General features: G+C 71.1%; 14 protein-coding genes and 1 pseudogene. 9 read left to right on the forward strand and 6 right to left on the reverse strand.

The window, feature by feature from the left end; genetic code table 11:
* Positions 1 to 33 precede the first annotated feature (33 nt).
* Both ACI2LP_RS16635 and ACI2LP_RS16640 read right to left on the reverse strand, forming a co-directional pair.
* Positions 34 to 1,047 carry an endonuclease/exonuclease/phosphatase family protein gene (locus ACI2LP_RS16635; RefSeq protein WP_404725232.1) on the reverse strand — a complete coding sequence of 338 codons (1,014 nt, stop codon included), beginning with the start codon at positions 1,045 to 1,047 and terminating at the stop codon, positions 34 to 36.
* A gap of 139 nt (positions 1,048 to 1,186) precedes the next feature.
* On the reverse strand, positions 1,187 to 1,897 hold the full coding sequence (locus ACI2LP_RS16640; RefSeq protein WP_404725233.1) for a TetR/AcrR family transcriptional regulator C-terminal domain-containing protein: 711 nt from the start codon (positions 1,895 to 1,897) through the stop codon (positions 1,187 to 1,189).
* Between the two features lie 225 nt (positions 1,898 to 2,122).
* Here ACI2LP_RS16640 and ACI2LP_RS16645 point away from each other — a divergent pair, with 225 nt between their 5' ends.
* Positions 2,123 to 2,932, forward strand: coding sequence for an MBL fold metallo-hydrolase (locus ACI2LP_RS16645; protein ID WP_404725234.1), 810 nt, complete (start codon positions 2,123 to 2,125; stop codon positions 2,930 to 2,932).
* A gap of 53 nt (positions 2,933 to 2,985) precedes the next feature.
* On the opposite strand, the gene ACI2LP_RS16650 is transcribed toward ACI2LP_RS16645, so the two are convergent.
* Complete coding sequence (locus ACI2LP_RS16650) at positions 2,986 to 3,852, reverse strand: hypothetical protein (protein WP_404725235.1); 867 nt, start codon at positions 3,850 to 3,852, stop codon at positions 2,986 to 2,988.
* Between the two features lie 244 nt (positions 3,853 to 4,096).
* Between ACI2LP_RS16650 and ACI2LP_RS16655 the strand changes: the two genes are divergently transcribed.
* Complete coding sequence (locus tag ACI2LP_RS16655; protein ID WP_404725236.1) at positions 4,097 to 4,474, forward strand: hypothetical protein; 378 nt, start codon at positions 4,097 to 4,099, stop codon at positions 4,472 to 4,474.
* A gap of 137 nt (positions 4,475 to 4,611) precedes the next feature.
* Positions 4,612 to 5,688, forward strand: a complete 1,077-nt coding sequence (locus tag ACI2LP_RS16660) for a MerR family transcriptional regulator (RefSeq protein ID WP_404725237.1) — start codon at positions 4,612 to 4,614, stop codon at positions 5,686 to 5,688.
* An 85-nt stretch (positions 5,689 to 5,773) separates the two neighbouring features.
* On the opposite strand, the gene ACI2LP_RS16665 is transcribed toward ACI2LP_RS16660, so the two are convergent.
* Both ACI2LP_RS16665 and ACI2LP_RS16670 read right to left on the reverse strand, forming a co-directional pair.
* Positions 5,774 to 6,370, reverse strand: a complete 597-nt coding sequence (locus ACI2LP_RS16665) for an FMN reductase (RefSeq protein WP_404725238.1) — start codon at positions 6,368 to 6,370, stop codon at positions 5,774 to 5,776.
* Between the two features lie 5 nt (positions 6,371 to 6,375).
* Positions 6,376 to 7,455, reverse strand: coding sequence for an LLM class flavin-dependent oxidoreductase (locus ACI2LP_RS16670; protein WP_404725239.1), 1,080 nt, complete (start codon positions 7,453 to 7,455; stop codon positions 6,376 to 6,378).
* 155 nt (positions 7,456 to 7,610) lie between these two features.
* Between ACI2LP_RS16670 and ACI2LP_RS16675 the strand changes: the two genes are divergently transcribed.
* On the forward strand, positions 7,611 to 7,739 hold the full coding sequence (locus tag ACI2LP_RS16675; protein WP_360877435.1) for a DUF6126 family protein: 129 nt from the start codon (positions 7,611 to 7,613) through the stop codon (positions 7,737 to 7,739).
* 72 nt (positions 7,740 to 7,811) lie between these two features.
* Here ACI2LP_RS16675 and ACI2LP_RS16680 read toward each other — a convergent pair whose 3' ends face one another.
* Positions 7,812 to 8,597 carry a hypothetical protein gene (locus ACI2LP_RS16680; RefSeq protein ID WP_404725240.1) on the reverse strand — a complete coding sequence of 262 codons (786 nt, stop codon included), beginning with the start codon at positions 8,595 to 8,597 and terminating at the stop codon, positions 7,812 to 7,814.
* Between the two features lie 759 nt (positions 8,598 to 9,356).
* Between ACI2LP_RS16680 and ACI2LP_RS16685 the strand changes: the two genes are divergently transcribed.
* From ACI2LP_RS16685 to ACI2LP_RS16705, 5 genes and pseudogenes are all read left to right on the forward strand, one after another.
* Positions 9,357 to 11,387 (forward strand): FAD-dependent oxidoreductase, encoded by a 2,031-nt coding sequence (locus ACI2LP_RS16685; protein ID WP_404725241.1) that lies wholly within the window; start codon positions 9,357 to 9,359, stop codon positions 11,385 to 11,387.
* Positions 11,388 to 11,437: 50 nt separating this feature from the next.
* Positions 11,438 to 11,971 (forward strand): PadR family transcriptional regulator, encoded by a 534-nt coding sequence (locus ACI2LP_RS16690; protein WP_404725242.1) that lies wholly within the window; start codon positions 11,438 to 11,440, stop codon positions 11,969 to 11,971.
* Positions 11,972 to 12,281: 310 nt separating this feature from the next.
* Entirely contained in the window at positions 12,282 to 12,464 is a 183-nt protein-coding gene (locus tag ACI2LP_RS16695) for a hypothetical protein (protein ID WP_404725243.1), read from the forward strand.
* A gap of 47 nt (positions 12,465 to 12,511) precedes the next feature.
* Positions 12,512 to 13,168 (forward strand): class I SAM-dependent methyltransferase, encoded by a 657-nt coding sequence (locus ACI2LP_RS16700; protein WP_404725244.1) that lies wholly within the window; start codon positions 12,512 to 12,514, stop codon positions 13,166 to 13,168.
* Positions 13,169 to 13,202: 34 nt separating this feature from the next.
* Positions 13,203 to 14,018, forward strand: a pseudogene (locus tag ACI2LP_RS16705) (MOSC domain-containing protein); the annotation flags it as partial.
* Positions 14,019 to 14,037: the final 19 nt, after the last annotated feature.

Raw genomic sequence — 14,037 nt, forward strand, 5'->3', positions numbered from 1 at the left:
GCCCTGCGGGGTCAAAACCGGAATCAGGACACGTCAGCGCGGTTCGTGCAGTTCGATCTCGACGAGCAGCGAGCGGTGGTCGGTGGCCGGCAGGTCCAGGAAGCGGGCCTTGCGTACCGAGAAGTCCTTGCTGACCAGCACATGGTCGATCTGCGTGCCGAGCGGGCGGCGGACGGTGGCCGGCCAGGACGGGGTGTGGGCCGCGCCCACGAGGGTGGCGCTGTCGCGCAGGCCGCCCGCGTCCAGGATCCGGCGGAATGCGGCGTGGTCCTGGGTGGCGTTGAAGTCACCGGCGACGAGGGTCGGCCGGCCCTTGACCTCGCGGGCGTAGGTACGTACCAGGCCGAGTTCTCTGCGCCAGTCGGCCACGCCGCCGGGGAAGGGCGGCAGCGGGTGTACGAGCTGAAGGTTCACGGGATGGCCGGCGACGTCGGCCACCGCGCCGGGCATCGCCAGCGTGCTCTCGATCCCAGGGGCCGCGCGCAGCGGGTACTTGCTGAGGATCGCCGAGCCGGAGGCCGCGCCGCCCTCGACGACATTGCGGTACGGGTAGTCGGTGCGGGAGACCTTCGCCGCGAGCGCGTCCGAGCAGGCGCGGGCGCACTCCTGGACGAAGACGATGTCCGGCTGTTCGCGGCGGACGGTCGCAAGCAGCCCCTCGGTGGCGTTGCCGAACTCGAGGTTCGATGTGAGCACTTCGAGGCCGGCGACGACCCGGCCGGGCGGTTCGTCGGTGAGCCCGGTGTCGTACGGCCTGACGTACCAGCCGGTGACCGCGAGGACGGCGACCGCCCAGAACATGCCGGTGCGCCAGCGCGCGAGCAGGGCGAGCAGCAGGGCGGCCCCGGCCGGCACCAGCAGCCAGGGCAGGAAGGCCAGCAGCTGGGTCACGGGGGTGATGCCGTCGGTGTTCGCGGCGCGGCAGGCGGCGACCGCGCTGAGGGCGAGCAGCAGCAGCCCCGCCAGCCAGGCCGCGGCGCGTCGGCCGCCCGAGGGGCGGACGTCCGGCTCGGCGGCCGGGGCCGACGTCGAGATGGCGCTGTCCAAACCGGCCTCCGAGCCGAGGGTGTGCGTGGCCGAGGGGTGCGTGGCCGCGTGCGTGCAGTGTGGCCGAGGGTGTGCGTGTATGTCCGTCGACGTCAGTTTCAGCGACTTGGTTGCGGCTGTCGCGGCAATTCGCCGCAACTCACTCGGGGGCGTACCGGCGCAGCGCGCTGATCAGCAGTTCGACCCCGAAGGAGAACTCCGCATCGTGGTCGATCTCCGCCAGTATCGGGGCGAGTCTGGCCACGGCGGGGAACCCCGACTTCTCCAGATGCTCTCTGCGTTCCTGCACCGCTGACTCCGCCTCTCCCTTGAACGCGGGCGAATGGAACTCCCGCAGCATCGAGCCGACCTGGAAGGCGATGAGCAGCCGCAGGGCATGCACGGCGGCGGCCTCGTCGAAGCCGTGGTCGAGCAGGACGGAGAGGGAGCAGTTGATGGTCGGGAGCGCTCCAGGGGAAGCGAGCTGGCGGGTGAGGACCAGCTCGCAGGCGCGCGGATGACGCAGCGATGCCCGCCGGAAGCCGTGCGCGACCGATCGGATGCCGTCCTCCCAGCCGACGCCGGGCCGCCGGGACAGCTGCATCTCGGTGGTGATGTGCTCCGTGACCCCGTCGAGGACGTCCGCCTTGCCGTCCACATGGTTGTAGAGCGACATCGCCTGCACACCGAGGGCGGCGGCGAGTCGCCGCATGGAAAGGGCGTCCACGCCCTCGTCGTCGATGACTTCCAGCGCGGCCAGGATGATCCGCTCGCGGGACAGCGGTTCACGGGAAGACGGACTCTTCGCCGACAGCCGGTCGGCCGAGGTGCCGCGCTCCGTGGGGCGTTGACGGGTTGTTCCGTCAGACATCGCGGTGCTCCTGAGGGGGTTTCGCGGAGTCTGGTCCTACTCCTTGACGACTTACAGCGTAAGTGCTTCCCTCGGTTCCGGTACTTACGGCGTAAGTACGGAACGAATTGGCTTGGGGGGCCCGGAAGATGACGCAGGAAGCGCACGAGGCTCTCGTCGCATGGATCCTCGGCCGGCTCGGCCTCGCCCCGTCCCTCCCCCTCCCCGCGTAGCCGGAGTCACCGCATGTCCTGGCCCACCGTCCACCACCTCGACTGTGCCCCGATGCATCCCGTCGGCGGCACCCCGCTGGTCGCCCACTGCCTGCTGGTCGTCACGGGCAGCGGCCTTGTCCTCGTCGACACGGGCCTGGGCACCGCGGACGTCTCCGATCCGCGGCGGCTCGGGATGTTCTTCCGCAGGACCATGCGTCCGACGCTGGACCCGTCGCGCACGGCCTTTCACCAGATCCGGGCGCTGGGATACGACCCGTACGAGGTACGGGACATCGTCCTGACCCATCTCGACCTCGACCACGCGGGAGGTCTCGGCGACTTCCCCGAGGCGCGGGTCCATGTGATGGCGGACGAGTACCGGGCGGCGATGCGGCGCGACACCCGCCTGGACGCCGGGCGTTATGTCACCGCGCAGTGGGGCCACGGCCCGCAGTGGATCGTCCACGACACGGCGGACTCCACCTGGCACGGCTTCGCGGCGGCACGGGTACTGCGCTCCCCCGACATCCTGCTGGTGCCGCTGCCGGGGCACACCCGGGGCCACTGCGCGGTGGCGGTCCAGCAGCCGGAGCGGTGGCTGCTGCACGCGGGCGATGCGTACTTCTTCCACGGCGAACTGGACCTGCGCCGCCCCCGCTGCCCACGGCCGGTCGCTCTCCACCAGCGCCTGGTCGCGGAGAACCACGGCCAGCGGCTGATGCAGCTCGAGCGCCTGCGCGACCTGCGCAGGGCGGACCCGAGGCTGATCCGTATCTTCTCGTCCCACGACGCGTACGAGTTCGCCCAACTCAGCGCGGAAAGTATGAGTTCCTTGCGCTGACGAGCCGCGGATCCTTCCCACGCGCGCGGGATTCGGGCGGTGCGATGCTGCCGCTACAGGGGTGCGGGGGCGTCGGCGCCGGAACACACCACGGCCATCCGTCGCCCACAGACCCACGCCAGCGCCCCCACCGCCAGCCCCACCCACATCACCCACCACCCTGTCCTCACCAACGTCGACGTCAGCGCGTCGTACACCGCCCCCGCCGCCGCCCGGTCCACGTCCGGCGGCAGGTCGTCGAGTGCCAGGCCACGACCCACCGTGAGCGCGATCCGCAGGAGCACCGCGCCCGCGGAGAGCGCGAGGCCGAGCGTGGTCAGGGTGCGGGCCCGGCGGGACGCGAGGAGCAGCGCGGACGACGCGAGCAGCAGGGTCGTGACCGGGAGCCAGAGTCCGGCGAGCCGCAGGCCGTCGAAGACCTCCCGTGCCACCCCCAGCTCGTCGGACTCCAGGATCGTGATCCGCGTATGCCCGACCGGGATCTGTTCCGCGAACGGCACCCCGTCCTCGTCGAGCTGCCGCTTCACCTGCTCGATGACCGGCGCCAGATCCATGGAGACCGCGTCCTCGCTGTCGCTGCTGAGCCCCTCCTCGACCGCCCTGTGGGCGGCCCGGTTCACCGTGTTCCACACGGCCCGGAAGGACTCCGTGCCGGAGAAGGAGACCACCGCCTCGTGCAGCAGATTCCGTACGCCCTCCCGGTAAGGACCCCCGTCGAACTTCTTCATCGCCTCGTCGGTGATCCGCGTGGCAACCGCGTTCTGCACCGCGGGGTCCGAGGCCAGCGGCTCCATCGCCGCGATGTACCCGTCGGAGTCGCCGATCTCCCGGTCCGCCCAGACGGCGAGCGCGCTCAGCGGAGTCAGCAGCGCCACGAGGACGATCAGCACCGCCGACACCGATGAGAGGAAGCTCCGCACACCTCCAGGGAACGTGGGCGCCGAGGCGGGCGCGAGCGTTGCTCCGCCGACCGGGCGTGGACCGGTCGGCGCGGACCTGTCGGGGCGGATCGGCCGAGGATCGGGCGCGGACCGGCCGGGGCCTGTCGGGGCCGATCGCGGCCCGGGAAGCCGCACGGGTTCGTACGCCCGCTGACTTGCCACCCGGCCCGCCCGGGTGTGCTCTGAAAGAAGGACGCGGGGGACGAGAGGGAAGGAGCCCGCCATGGCCGCACAGCAAGCACTGCCCGCACGGCACCACGGTTCTCTCGGCTGGGCGATGCCCGTCACCCTGGGCGCCTTCTTCGGCTTCATGGCGGGGTTCCTCCGCCGCGAGGGAGCGCCCCTCGAGTGGGGGGACGTCCTCTACGGCGTGGTCGCCGGACTGGTCTTCGCGGCGGTGGCGTTCGGGCTCGGCCGCATCCAGCACGCTCTGACGCCCGAGCTGCACGCCGGTGCGTACGGGGCGCTGTGCGGCATCGCCCTCGGGTTCCTGCACAGCCTGACCGGGGCCAGCGTGCTGACGGCCGTGGTGACGGGGCTCGTCTTCGGCGGGATGATGCTCGTCGGGAGCTTCTACGTCTTCCACAACAGAGCGGACTGACCTGCGGGTTTCTGGTCCTCGCGCGGCCGCCGGATCCGATCCGGCGACCGCGCGCCACTGTCTGTCTTGACCTTCTCCCCCGGGGAAGCTCCAGCATCGGTGGGGCCGGGCGAAGCGCCCGGTACGAGGAGGAGAGCATGGGTCTGCTGACCATCGGTGCGTTCGCCCGCGCATCCCGGCTGTCCGCCAAGGCACTGCGTCGCTATGACGAGTTGGGGCTGCTGCCACCGGCCCGCGTCGACTCGTTCACCGGCTACCGGTACTACGACGAGACGCAGCTGGAACGGGCCCGGCTGGTGGCGTGGCTGCGGCGGATCGGGATGCCGCTGGCCCGTATCCGGGACGTCTGCGACCTGTGCGCGACGGACGCGGCCGCGGCAGCCCGGGACATCCGGACGTACTGGGCGCAGGTGGAGGCCGAGACTTCCGCGCGCCGCGATCTGGCCTCCTTCCTCGTCGACCAGCTGTCAGGGAAGGACACCGACGCGATGTCTCAGCTCAGTGCACCTCTGGGAATCCGTTACGCCGCACGGTCGGACCGCGGTCTCGTACGGGAGACCAACCAGGACGCCGCCTACGCCACATCCCGACTGCTCGCCGTCGCCGACGGGTTCGGGGGCGAGGGCGCGCCCGCGAGCACGGCGGCGATCGATGCGCTCAAACCCCTGGAGGCCGAGGCAGCCGGGTCCGCCCGGATCGGGGATCTGCTCAACGCCCTTGAGGACGCGGTCCACCGGGCCAACGCCGCGGTGAACGGCCTCGCCGACTCCGGTACGACACTGACCGCGATGGTGTGGACCGGCTCCCAGCTGGCGCTCGTGCACATCGGGGACACGCGCGCCTATCTGCTGCGCGGCGGGGAGTTCTTCCGGATCACCCATGACCACACCGTCGTGCAGTCGATGGTCGACGAGGGCAGTCTCAGCCCCGAGGAGGCGGCGTCCCACCCCCAGCGGGCGATGCTGCTGCGGGCGCTCGACGGCAGCGAGGGGCTCGCCCGCCCCGATCTGCGGCTGCACGAGGCGCGGGACGGCGACCGCTATCTCCTGTGCTCCGACGGCCTGTTCACGGCGGTACCGGAGGAGGACGTACGGCGGTCCGTCGCCGCCTTCGCCGATCCGGACGAGGCAGTACGGGAACTGATCGCGCACGCCCATCGCGCGGGCGGCCCCGACAACATCGCGTGCGTCGTCGCCGATGTGGTGGCCGTCTGACCGGGACCGCCTCCCGCCTCCGCGGCTCTGAGCTGCCCGGCTCAGAGCCGTCAGGCGTTCTTCGTAGACCCGTCCGCGGAGCCGATCAGCCGATCGCGGCCGCGTGCACCAGTTCGGGCGTACGGGCGGCCCCGGCCGCCATCAGGCCCGCGAGCTCGCCGCCCGCGCGCCCGATCCGCACCGGCAGGGTGTCAGTGAGCGTGTCGCCGGTCCCGCCCCAGTCCTCCGACGCCGCGTACACCGCCGTCGGCACGACCAGCGCCCGCAGATGGGCGAAGAGCGGCCGCAGCGCGTGCTCGAGCACCAGCGAGTGACGTGCGGTGCCGCCCGTCGCCGCGATCAGCACCGGCTTCCCGGTGAGCGCGTCCGGCTCGGTCAGATCGAAGAAGGACTTGAACAGCCCGCTGTACGAGGCCTTGAAGACGGGCGTCACGGCGATCAGGCCGTCCGCCTCCGTCACCGCCTCGATGGCCTCGCCGAGTGCCGGCGCCGGGAACCCGGTCACCAGGTGGTTGGCGATGGGCACGGCCAGCTCACGCAGCTCGACGACGCGCACCTGAACCTCCACGTCCCGCTCGGCGAGAGTGCCGCGTACGGCCTCCGCCAGCCGGTCCGCCAGCAGCCGGGTCGACGACGGCACGCTCAGTCCGGCCGATACCGCCACCAGCTTCAGCGTCCTCATGGTGATCAAGCCTCCTTCTGCGCCTGCAGGGCCGGGTGGAGCGGGGCGGTCTCCGGCACACCGGCCGGCCGCAGGCCGGCGAACTCCTTGCGCAGCACCGGTACGACCTCCTCGCCGAGCAGGTCGAGCTGCTCCAGGACCGTCTTCAGCGGAAGTCCCGCGTGGTCCATCAGGAAGAGCTGGCGCTGGTAGTCGCCGACGGACTCACGGAAGCCGAGGGTCCGCTCGATGACCTCCTGCGGGGAGCCGACGGTCAGCGGGGTCTGCTCGGTGAAGTCCTCCAGCGAGGGGCCGTGCCCGTACACCGGTGCGTTGTCGAAGTAGGGCCGGAACTCGGCGATCGCGTCCTGGGAGTTCTTCCGCATGAAGACCTGTCCGCCCAGGCCGACGATGGCCTGCTCGGCCGTGCCGTGCCCGTAGTGCGCGTACCGCTGCCGGTAGAGGTCGACCATCTTCCTGGTGTGCTCCATCGGCCAGAAGATGTTGTTGTGGAAGAAGCCGTCGCCGTAGTACGCGGCCTGCTCGGCGATCTCGGGGGAGCGGATGGAGCCGTGCCAGACGAACGGCGGGACCCCGTCCAGCGGCCGCGGCGTCGAGGTGAAGGACTGCAGCGGCGTACGGAACGTGCCCTCCCAGTCCACGACGTCCTCCCTCCACAGCCTGTGGAGGAGCGCGTAGTTCTCGAGGGCGAGCGGGATGCCCTGCCGGATGTCCTGGCCGAACCACGGATAGACCGGACCGGTGTTGCCGCGCCCCATCATCAGGTCGACCCGGCCGTCGGCCAGGTGCTGCAGCATCGCGTAGTCCTCGGCGATCTTCACCGGGTCGTTGGTGGTGATCAGCGTGGTCGAGGTGGAGAGGATCAGCCGCTCCGTCCGGGCGGCTATGTGCCCGAGGATCGTCGTCGGGGACGACGGGACGAACGGCGGGTTGTGGTGCTCGCCGGTCGCGAAGACGTCGAGTCCGACCTCCTCGGCCTTGTGCGCGATGGCGATCATCGCCTTGATCCGCTCGTGCTCGCTCGGCGTACGGCCGGTGGTCGGGTCGGTCGTGACGTCGCCGACCGTGAAGATGCCGAACTGCATATGAGCTCACCTCTCGGGGACTGAGTACCTTCGGGTCCAGTTGGTTGAATCTTGAACCAAACCCTACAACGGCAACCCCCCTCGCCCTATTCCGCGGGCTCGTACCCTGGTGCGAGGGCGCATACGGACGAGGGCGCATACGGAACGGAGCTGTGGTGAGCGAGAGCGAGAGCTGGAAGGAGCGCGGCGTTGCGCTGCGCGTCTTCGTCTATATCTTCGCGACGCACCTCTTCGCCGGTTTTGTGTATCTGCTCTTCTACGTCGGGGAGCACGCGCACAAGTGAGCCGCGGGGCCGGGCGGCCACGCCGCGCAGGCGCAGGCTGGCCGAGGACCGAACCGCCCGGACGGCCGTCGGTCAGCCCTTTCCCGCGGCGCTCGCGAACAGCTGCCGGAAGGCGTCCGCCGACTCCGAGCCCGACCGCCCGAAGGGTGCGTCGAAGTCCCAGACCAGGAAGAGCAGAAAGGCGATCAGGGCGCTGAAGAGGCCCGCGAGCAGCAGCTCCCGTGACGTACCGCCGATCTGCAGCGTGAAGATCAGGCCGACCGTCACCAGCGCCCCGGTGATCAGCCCGAACCACACGACGCCCGGCAGCGTCGCCCCCGCGTTCTGTGCCCGGGCGTTGCGCGCGTCGTCGGCGACGGCGACCTGGTCGAGCAGCGGCTGGTAGGCCTGCGCCTCCAGCTCGTCGGCCGGGGCCCGCTCCGCGATGTCGGCCCGTACCGTGCCGAGCAACTGGGCACCCCGGTCGGGCAGTTCCTTGTTCTCGACCATCCTCGGCCACTCCTGGTGGACGACATGGGAGACGTACCGGTCGATGTCCGTACGGATGCGCTGCTGCACGCGGACGGGGTAGACCTGGGCGCGCTGGGTGACCTCGTGCAGCGCCTGTGCCTCGCGGCGTACGTCGTCCTGCGCGGCGCTGCGCGCCTCCCAGACGCCCGCGATGGCCAGACCGAGCACGATCGCGTACACGACGCCGACCATCATCGTCATGTACTCGAGGACGTCAGGGGTCTCGGCGCCGTCCTCCTCGTCGGGTGTCCCCGCCCGGTGCAGCCTGTGCTGCCTGAGCAGCGTGATGACAAGGACGACGGCGCAGGCGGCGGCCATCGCGGCAGCCAGGACCAGCCATTCAGACATGAGGGATCTCCGAAGGGTGTGGTGTGTGTTCAGGCGCGGCCGCGCCGGGGCCGCAGCATTGCCGCGGCGAGTACGGCGGGGGTGGTGGTCACCAGCATCAGGACGACGAGGGAGGTCCCGGCGGGTTCCGGCGCCCCGGACGCCGGCCGGTGGTTGCGTACGGCGTTGACACGCGGTGGCGCGGGGGCCGCCGCCCCGGGAGGCGCCGTCGGGCTCGTAGCGGGGGCCGCGGGCTGCGAAGCCGCCGGCTCGGGAGGGGGCTGAGGGGTCTCGGTGGGCCGTTCGGCCGGCGGCGTCGGTGCCGGAGTGCTGGGCGGCACCGGGGCCGGAGTCGAGGGCACGGGCTGTGCCGGCGTCGGCGTGGGCACCGGAGTCGGGCTCGACGAGGGCACGGGCACGGGCGTGGGTGAGGGTGCGGGCGACGGCGGGCACTCGCAGGAGAGCGACACCGACAGTGATACGGATGCTGGCGCCAGTAGCGACACCGATAAATCGGCCCCACCGCACACAGAAATGCCGATGCCGATCCCGGCCCCCTGCGAGCCGAGAATCGCCGCGATCCCCAGTGCGCTCAACTGCTGCCATCCCGCCACAACCGGCACGTTATGGGCGCGCGGCCGGGTCGGGGGAGGGTCGGGCTACCTCATCACCCGTACGGATGATCAGCACACTTGTCGCACTGTGATTTTGCACCTTGTTGCAAAATAGGTTCGCGGGCGCTAGAACTGATGCGACGACCCCGCCCGAGGAGGCGCCCCGATGAGCACCACGAGCCCCTACCCGCACCTGCTGAGCCCGCTCGATCTCGGGTTCACCACCCTCCCCAACCGCGTGCTCATGGGCTCGATGCACGTCGGTCTCGAAGAGGCGGAGAACGGCTTCGAGCGGATGGCCGCCTTCTACGCGGAGCGCGCCCGCGGCGGCGTCGGCCTCATCGTGACCGGCGGCATCGCCCCCAACGACCGGGGCCGTCCGTACGAAGGCGGCGCCAGGCTCACCACCGAGGCCGAGGCGGCGAAGCACCGGACCGTCACCGACGCCGTGCACGCCGAGGGCGGCCGGATCGCGATGCAGATCCTCCACTTCGGCCGGTACGCGTATCACGCCGATCTTGTCGCGCCGAGCGCCATCCAGGCCCCCATCAGCCCCTTCGTCCCGCACGCCCTGACCGACGCGGAGATCGAGGAGACGATCGAGGACTACGTACGGGCGGCCGGCCTCGCGCAGTCCGCGGGGTACGACGGCGTCGAGATCATGGGCTCCGAGGGCTACTTCATCAACGAGTTCATCGCGAGCGCCACCAACCACCGCACCGACCGCTGGGGCGGCTCGTACGAGAACCGGATCAGGCTCCCGCTGGAGATCGTCCGCCGTACGCGCGAGCGCGTCGGCCCCGATTTCATCCTCATCTACCGCCTCTCCATGCTGGACCTGGTGCCCGGCGGCTCCTCGCTCGAAGAGGTGATCACGCTCGCCAAGGAGATCGAGGCGGCCGGAGCGACGATCATCAACACCGGGATCGGCTGGCACGAGGCCCGTATCCCCACCATCGCGACCTCGGTGCCGCGCGGCGCGTACACCTGGGTGACCAAGAAGCTGATGGGGTCCGTCTCGGTCCCGCTGGTGACCAGCAACCGCATCAACACCCCCGAGATCGCGGAGCAGTTGCTCGCCGACGGGCGCGCGGACATGGTGTCGCTGGCCCGGCCGTTCCTCGCCGACCCCGACTTCGTCGCCAAGGCGAAGGCGGACCGCGCGGACACCATCAACACCTGCATCGGCTGCAACCAGGCCTGCCTGGACCACACCTTCAGCGGGAAGCTCACCTCCTGTCTGGTCAACCCGCGCGCCTGCCACGAGACCGAGCTGGTCCTGTCCCCGACCCGGCGGCGCAAGCGTGTCGCCGTGATCGGCGCGGGTCCTGCGGGGCTCGCCTGCGCGGTCGCCTCGGCCGAGCGCGGGCACGAGGTCACGCTCTTCGACGCGGCGGACGAGATCGGCGGCCAGCTGAACGTCGCCAAGAGGATCCCGGGCAAGGAAGAGTTCGACGAGACGCTGCGCTACTTCCGTACGCAGCTCGAACTGCGGGGCGTGGAGGTGCGGTTGGGGACGCGAGTCGCCACCGAGGACCTCACGGCCGACGCGTACGACGAGATCGTGGTGGCCACCGGCGTCACGCCCAGGACCCCCGAGATCGAGGGCGTCGACCATCCGAGCGTCGTCAGCTACCTCGACGTCCTGCGCGACGGCGCGCCGGTCGGCGAGCGCGTCGCGGTCATCGGCGCGGGCGGCATCGGCTTCGACGTCGCGGAGTTCCTGACCGACGGGGGTCAGGGCGCGAGCCTGGACGCCGGGACGTACTTCCGGCAGTGGGGCGTCGACACGGACTACACCGCGCCGGGCGGGCTGATCGCGCCCGAGCGCCCGAAGCCGCCGCGCTCCGTACATCTGTTGCAGCGCAAGGCCAGCAAGGTCGGCGCGGGTCTCGGCAAGACGACGGGCTGGATCCACCGTACGGAGCTGAAGCACCGCGGGGTGACGATGACGGCCGGAGCGACGTACGAGCGGATCGACGACGAGGGTCTGCATGTCACGGTGGACGGCACGACGAGCGTGCTCCCCGTCGACACGGTGGTGCTGTGCACCGGCCAGGAGCCGCAGCGCGGACTGTACGAGGAGCTGAGCGCCGCGGGCCGTTCGGTGCATCTGATCGGCGGCGCCGACGTGGCGGCGGAGCTGGACGCGAAGCGCGCGATCGACCAGGGCACGCGGCTCGCGGCGACGCTGTGAGGCGCCGTCCTCGGCGTCCTCGCCGTGCTCGCCGTCCTTAGGATGCGGCCATGTCCCTCCAGCACGCGATCCTCACGGCTCTGCTCGAAAAGCCCTCTTCGGGCCTTGAGCTGACCCGCCGCTTCGACAAGTCGATCGGCTACTTCTGGTCGGCCACGCATCAGCAGATCTACCGCGAGCTGGGGAAACTGGAGCAGGCGGGCCACATTCGCGCGCTGCCGTCGGCGCAGCCGAGCCGCGGGCAGAAGAAGGAGTACGAGGTCCTGCCCGCGGGCCGCGAGGAGCTGACCGCGTGGGTCGCACGGCCGGAGGACCCCAGACCGGCGCGCGACCCGCTGCTGCTGCGGTTGCGCGCGGCGGGCGTGGTGGGCAGCGCGGGTCTCGAGGCGGAGCTGGAACGTCATCTGGCGCTGCACCGAGGGCAGTTGGAGCAGTATCTGGCGATCGAGGCACGCGATTTTCCGCCGGAGCGGCTGGTCACGGAGCAGGACAGGCTGCGGCACGTGGTGCTGAGGGGCGGGATCGAGCTGGAGACGTTCTGGACGAAGTGGCTGACGGAGGCACTGGCGGGGTTGCGGCCCTGATGTGGCCGCGGCGGTCACTGAGGCCCGCGTGGGTCGCCGGTGGCGGCTGCGGAACTGCGGGGCCGGGCAGGGCCCAGGGGATGTGCGTTGGCCGGGTCCGGCGGTGCCGACTCCAGGGCTCTGCCCGTTTCCGTACGGAGCCGCACGGTGACGGCTCGCGCGCGCCCGCCGATGCGGGCCGGGCGGCTGAGCGTGTGCGAGGACCGCGGGGGTCGACGGGCCGGCCCGTGCGCATCGGGCGGCGCGGCGTCCGTCTCCGTAGGGAGTACGCCGACGAGCGTCATCTGACGGACCGTGAGATTCTCGCCGGATGACAGATTCCTTGATCGCCGTCTTCTCCGCGGCCGCGCTCGCCCTCGTCCTGACCTCCGCTCTCCGCCTCTCCCGCGTCGGCAGCACCGACCCGTCCCACGAGGCGCGCTCCGTGACGCTCGCGCTGTACGGAGGCGTCGTCGCCGTCGTGACCCTGGGGTTGTTCATCGCCCTGGCGTGAGGCGGACGCCCGCCGGATTGTCAGTGGTGGCTGACACGCTGGGTGTCATGACCGACCCCCTCGCCTCGATCACCGATTACTGGGACGCCGCCGCGCCGGCCTTCGACAACGAGCCGGACCACGGCCTGCGCGCGGAGCCCACCCGCGCCGCGTGGGCCCGGCTCCTGCACTCGTGGCTGCCGTCCGCGCCGGCGAAGGTCCTCGACGTCGGCTGCGGCACCGGCTCCCTCTCCCTGCTCCTCGCCGAGGCCGGGCACGACGTCACCGGCGTCGATCTGTCCCCTCGCATGGTCGAAGCGGCACGCACAAAGCTGCGGGCAGCCGGTCTTGAGGCCGACTTCCTGGTCGGGGACGCGTCGACACCCCCGACCGGCGACCGGCGCTTCGACGTGCTGCTCTGCCGCCACCTGGTGTGGACGCTGCCGTCCCCAAAAGCCGCGCTGCGCGAGTGGGCCGGCCGTCTGCGCCCGGGCGGCCGGCTGCTGCTGGTCGAGGGCCGCTGGCGGGAGTCGGGCGAGAAGGGCGTGCCGTACGTGGCCGGGGCCGAAGCGCTGCCATGGCACGGCGGCATCGAGGCGGAGGCACTGGCCGCGGCGGTGCGTCCGCTGGTCACCGACCTGCGCATCGAACCGCTCAGCGGCGACCCGGACTTGTGGGGCGGCCCGGTGACCGACGAGCGTTATGCCCTCATGGCCCGGGTCTGAGGGGCCGCGTCGCACGTCGAGTCAGGCTGATGCGGTGTCCCGAGTGGTAGAGCTGACGACCTATCCCATCAAGGGATGCGCAGGCGTTCCGCTGACGGAGGCGTCGCTGACGGAGGCGGGTCTCGCCCACGACCGCAGCTTCATGGTGGTCGACGGGCGCGGGGTCTTCCGCAGCCAGCGCCGGGATCCACGTCTTGCGGTCGTGCGGCCGCACGTCACGGCCGGCGGAGAGCAGCTCACGCTGGGCGCGCCGGATGTCGAGGACCTTCGGATCGACGTCGACCGCACCTCCGCGAGAGTCGACGTGGCGCTGTTCGGCACGCCGTACCAGGGGATCGATCAAGGGGATACGGCGGCCGAGTGGCTGTCCGAGGTGCTCGGCACACCGAGCAGGCTGGTACGTGTACCGCCCGAACACGGCCGTGTGACGGACGGGTTGACGCCCGGCACGTCCGGCTATGCCGACAGCAGCGCGGTCCACATCCTTTCGGTCTCCTCGTTGGAGACGCTGAACCGGCGGATCGCGGCGTCGGGCGGCAGCCCGCTCGTCATGACCCGTTTTCGGCCCAACGTCGTTGTGGACGGCTGGGACGACCCACATCTCGAGGACCGGGCCCGCCGGATCAGTGTCGGGAACGCCGAGCTGGGATACGCGAAGCTCGCCATCCGCTGCGCGGTCACGCTGGTCGACCAATCAAGCGGTGCCAAGGCGGGGCCCGAGCCGCTGCGGACGCTTGCCGGCTATCGGCGGGCGGCGGAGGGCGGGGTCGCGTTCGGGTCGAAGTTCTCCGTGCTGCGTACGGGCAAGCTCGCCGTGGGCGACGACGTGACCGTCACGCAGTGGAGCGACTGGGACGGGTCGACGACGG

The sequence above is a fragment of the Streptomyces sp. NPDC019890 genome (genome assembly GCF_044903445.1).
Classification (GTDB): domain Bacteria; phylum Actinomycetota; class Actinomycetes; order Streptomycetales; family Streptomycetaceae; genus Streptomyces.

Excerpts from the sequence above, each read along its gene's own strand:
- ACI2LP_RS16640 (WP_404725233.1), bottom strand. The coding sequence starts at position 1,897 with ATGTCTGACGGAACAACCCGTCAACGCCCCACGGAGCGCGGCACCTCG.
- ACI2LP_RS16645 (WP_404725234.1), top strand. The coding sequence starts at position 2,123 with ATGTCCTGGCCCACCGTCCACCACCTCGACTGTGCCCCGATGCATCCC.
- ACI2LP_RS16655 (WP_404725236.1), top strand. The coding sequence starts at position 4,097 with ATGGCCGCACAGCAAGCACTGCCCGCACGGCACCACGGTTCTCTCGGC.
- ACI2LP_RS16660 (WP_404725237.1), top strand. The coding sequence starts at position 4,612 with ATGGGTCTGCTGACCATCGGTGCGTTCGCCCGCGCATCCCGGCTGTCC.
- ACI2LP_RS16665 (WP_404725238.1), bottom strand. The coding sequence starts at position 6,370 with ATGAGGACGCTGAAGCTGGTGGCGGTATCGGCCGGACTGAGCGTGCCG.
- ACI2LP_RS16670 (WP_404725239.1), bottom strand. The coding sequence starts at position 7,455 with ATGCAGTTCGGCATCTTCACGGTCGGCGACGTCACGACCGACCCGACC.
- ACI2LP_RS16680 (WP_404725240.1), bottom strand. The coding sequence starts at position 8,597 with ATGTCTGAATGGCTGGTCCTGGCTGCCGCGATGGCCGCCGCCTGCGCC.
- ACI2LP_RS16685 (WP_404725241.1), top strand. The coding sequence starts at position 9,357 with ATGAGCACCACGAGCCCCTACCCGCACCTGCTGAGCCCGCTCGATCTC.
- ACI2LP_RS16690 (WP_404725242.1), top strand. The coding sequence starts at position 11,438 with ATGTCCCTCCAGCACGCGATCCTCACGGCTCTGCTCGAAAAGCCCTCT.
- ACI2LP_RS16695 (WP_404725243.1), top strand. The coding sequence starts at position 12,282 with ATGACAGATTCCTTGATCGCCGTCTTCTCCGCGGCCGCGCTCGCCCTC.
- ACI2LP_RS16700 (WP_404725244.1), top strand. The coding sequence starts at position 12,512 with ATGACCGACCCCCTCGCCTCGATCACCGATTACTGGGACGCCGCCGCG.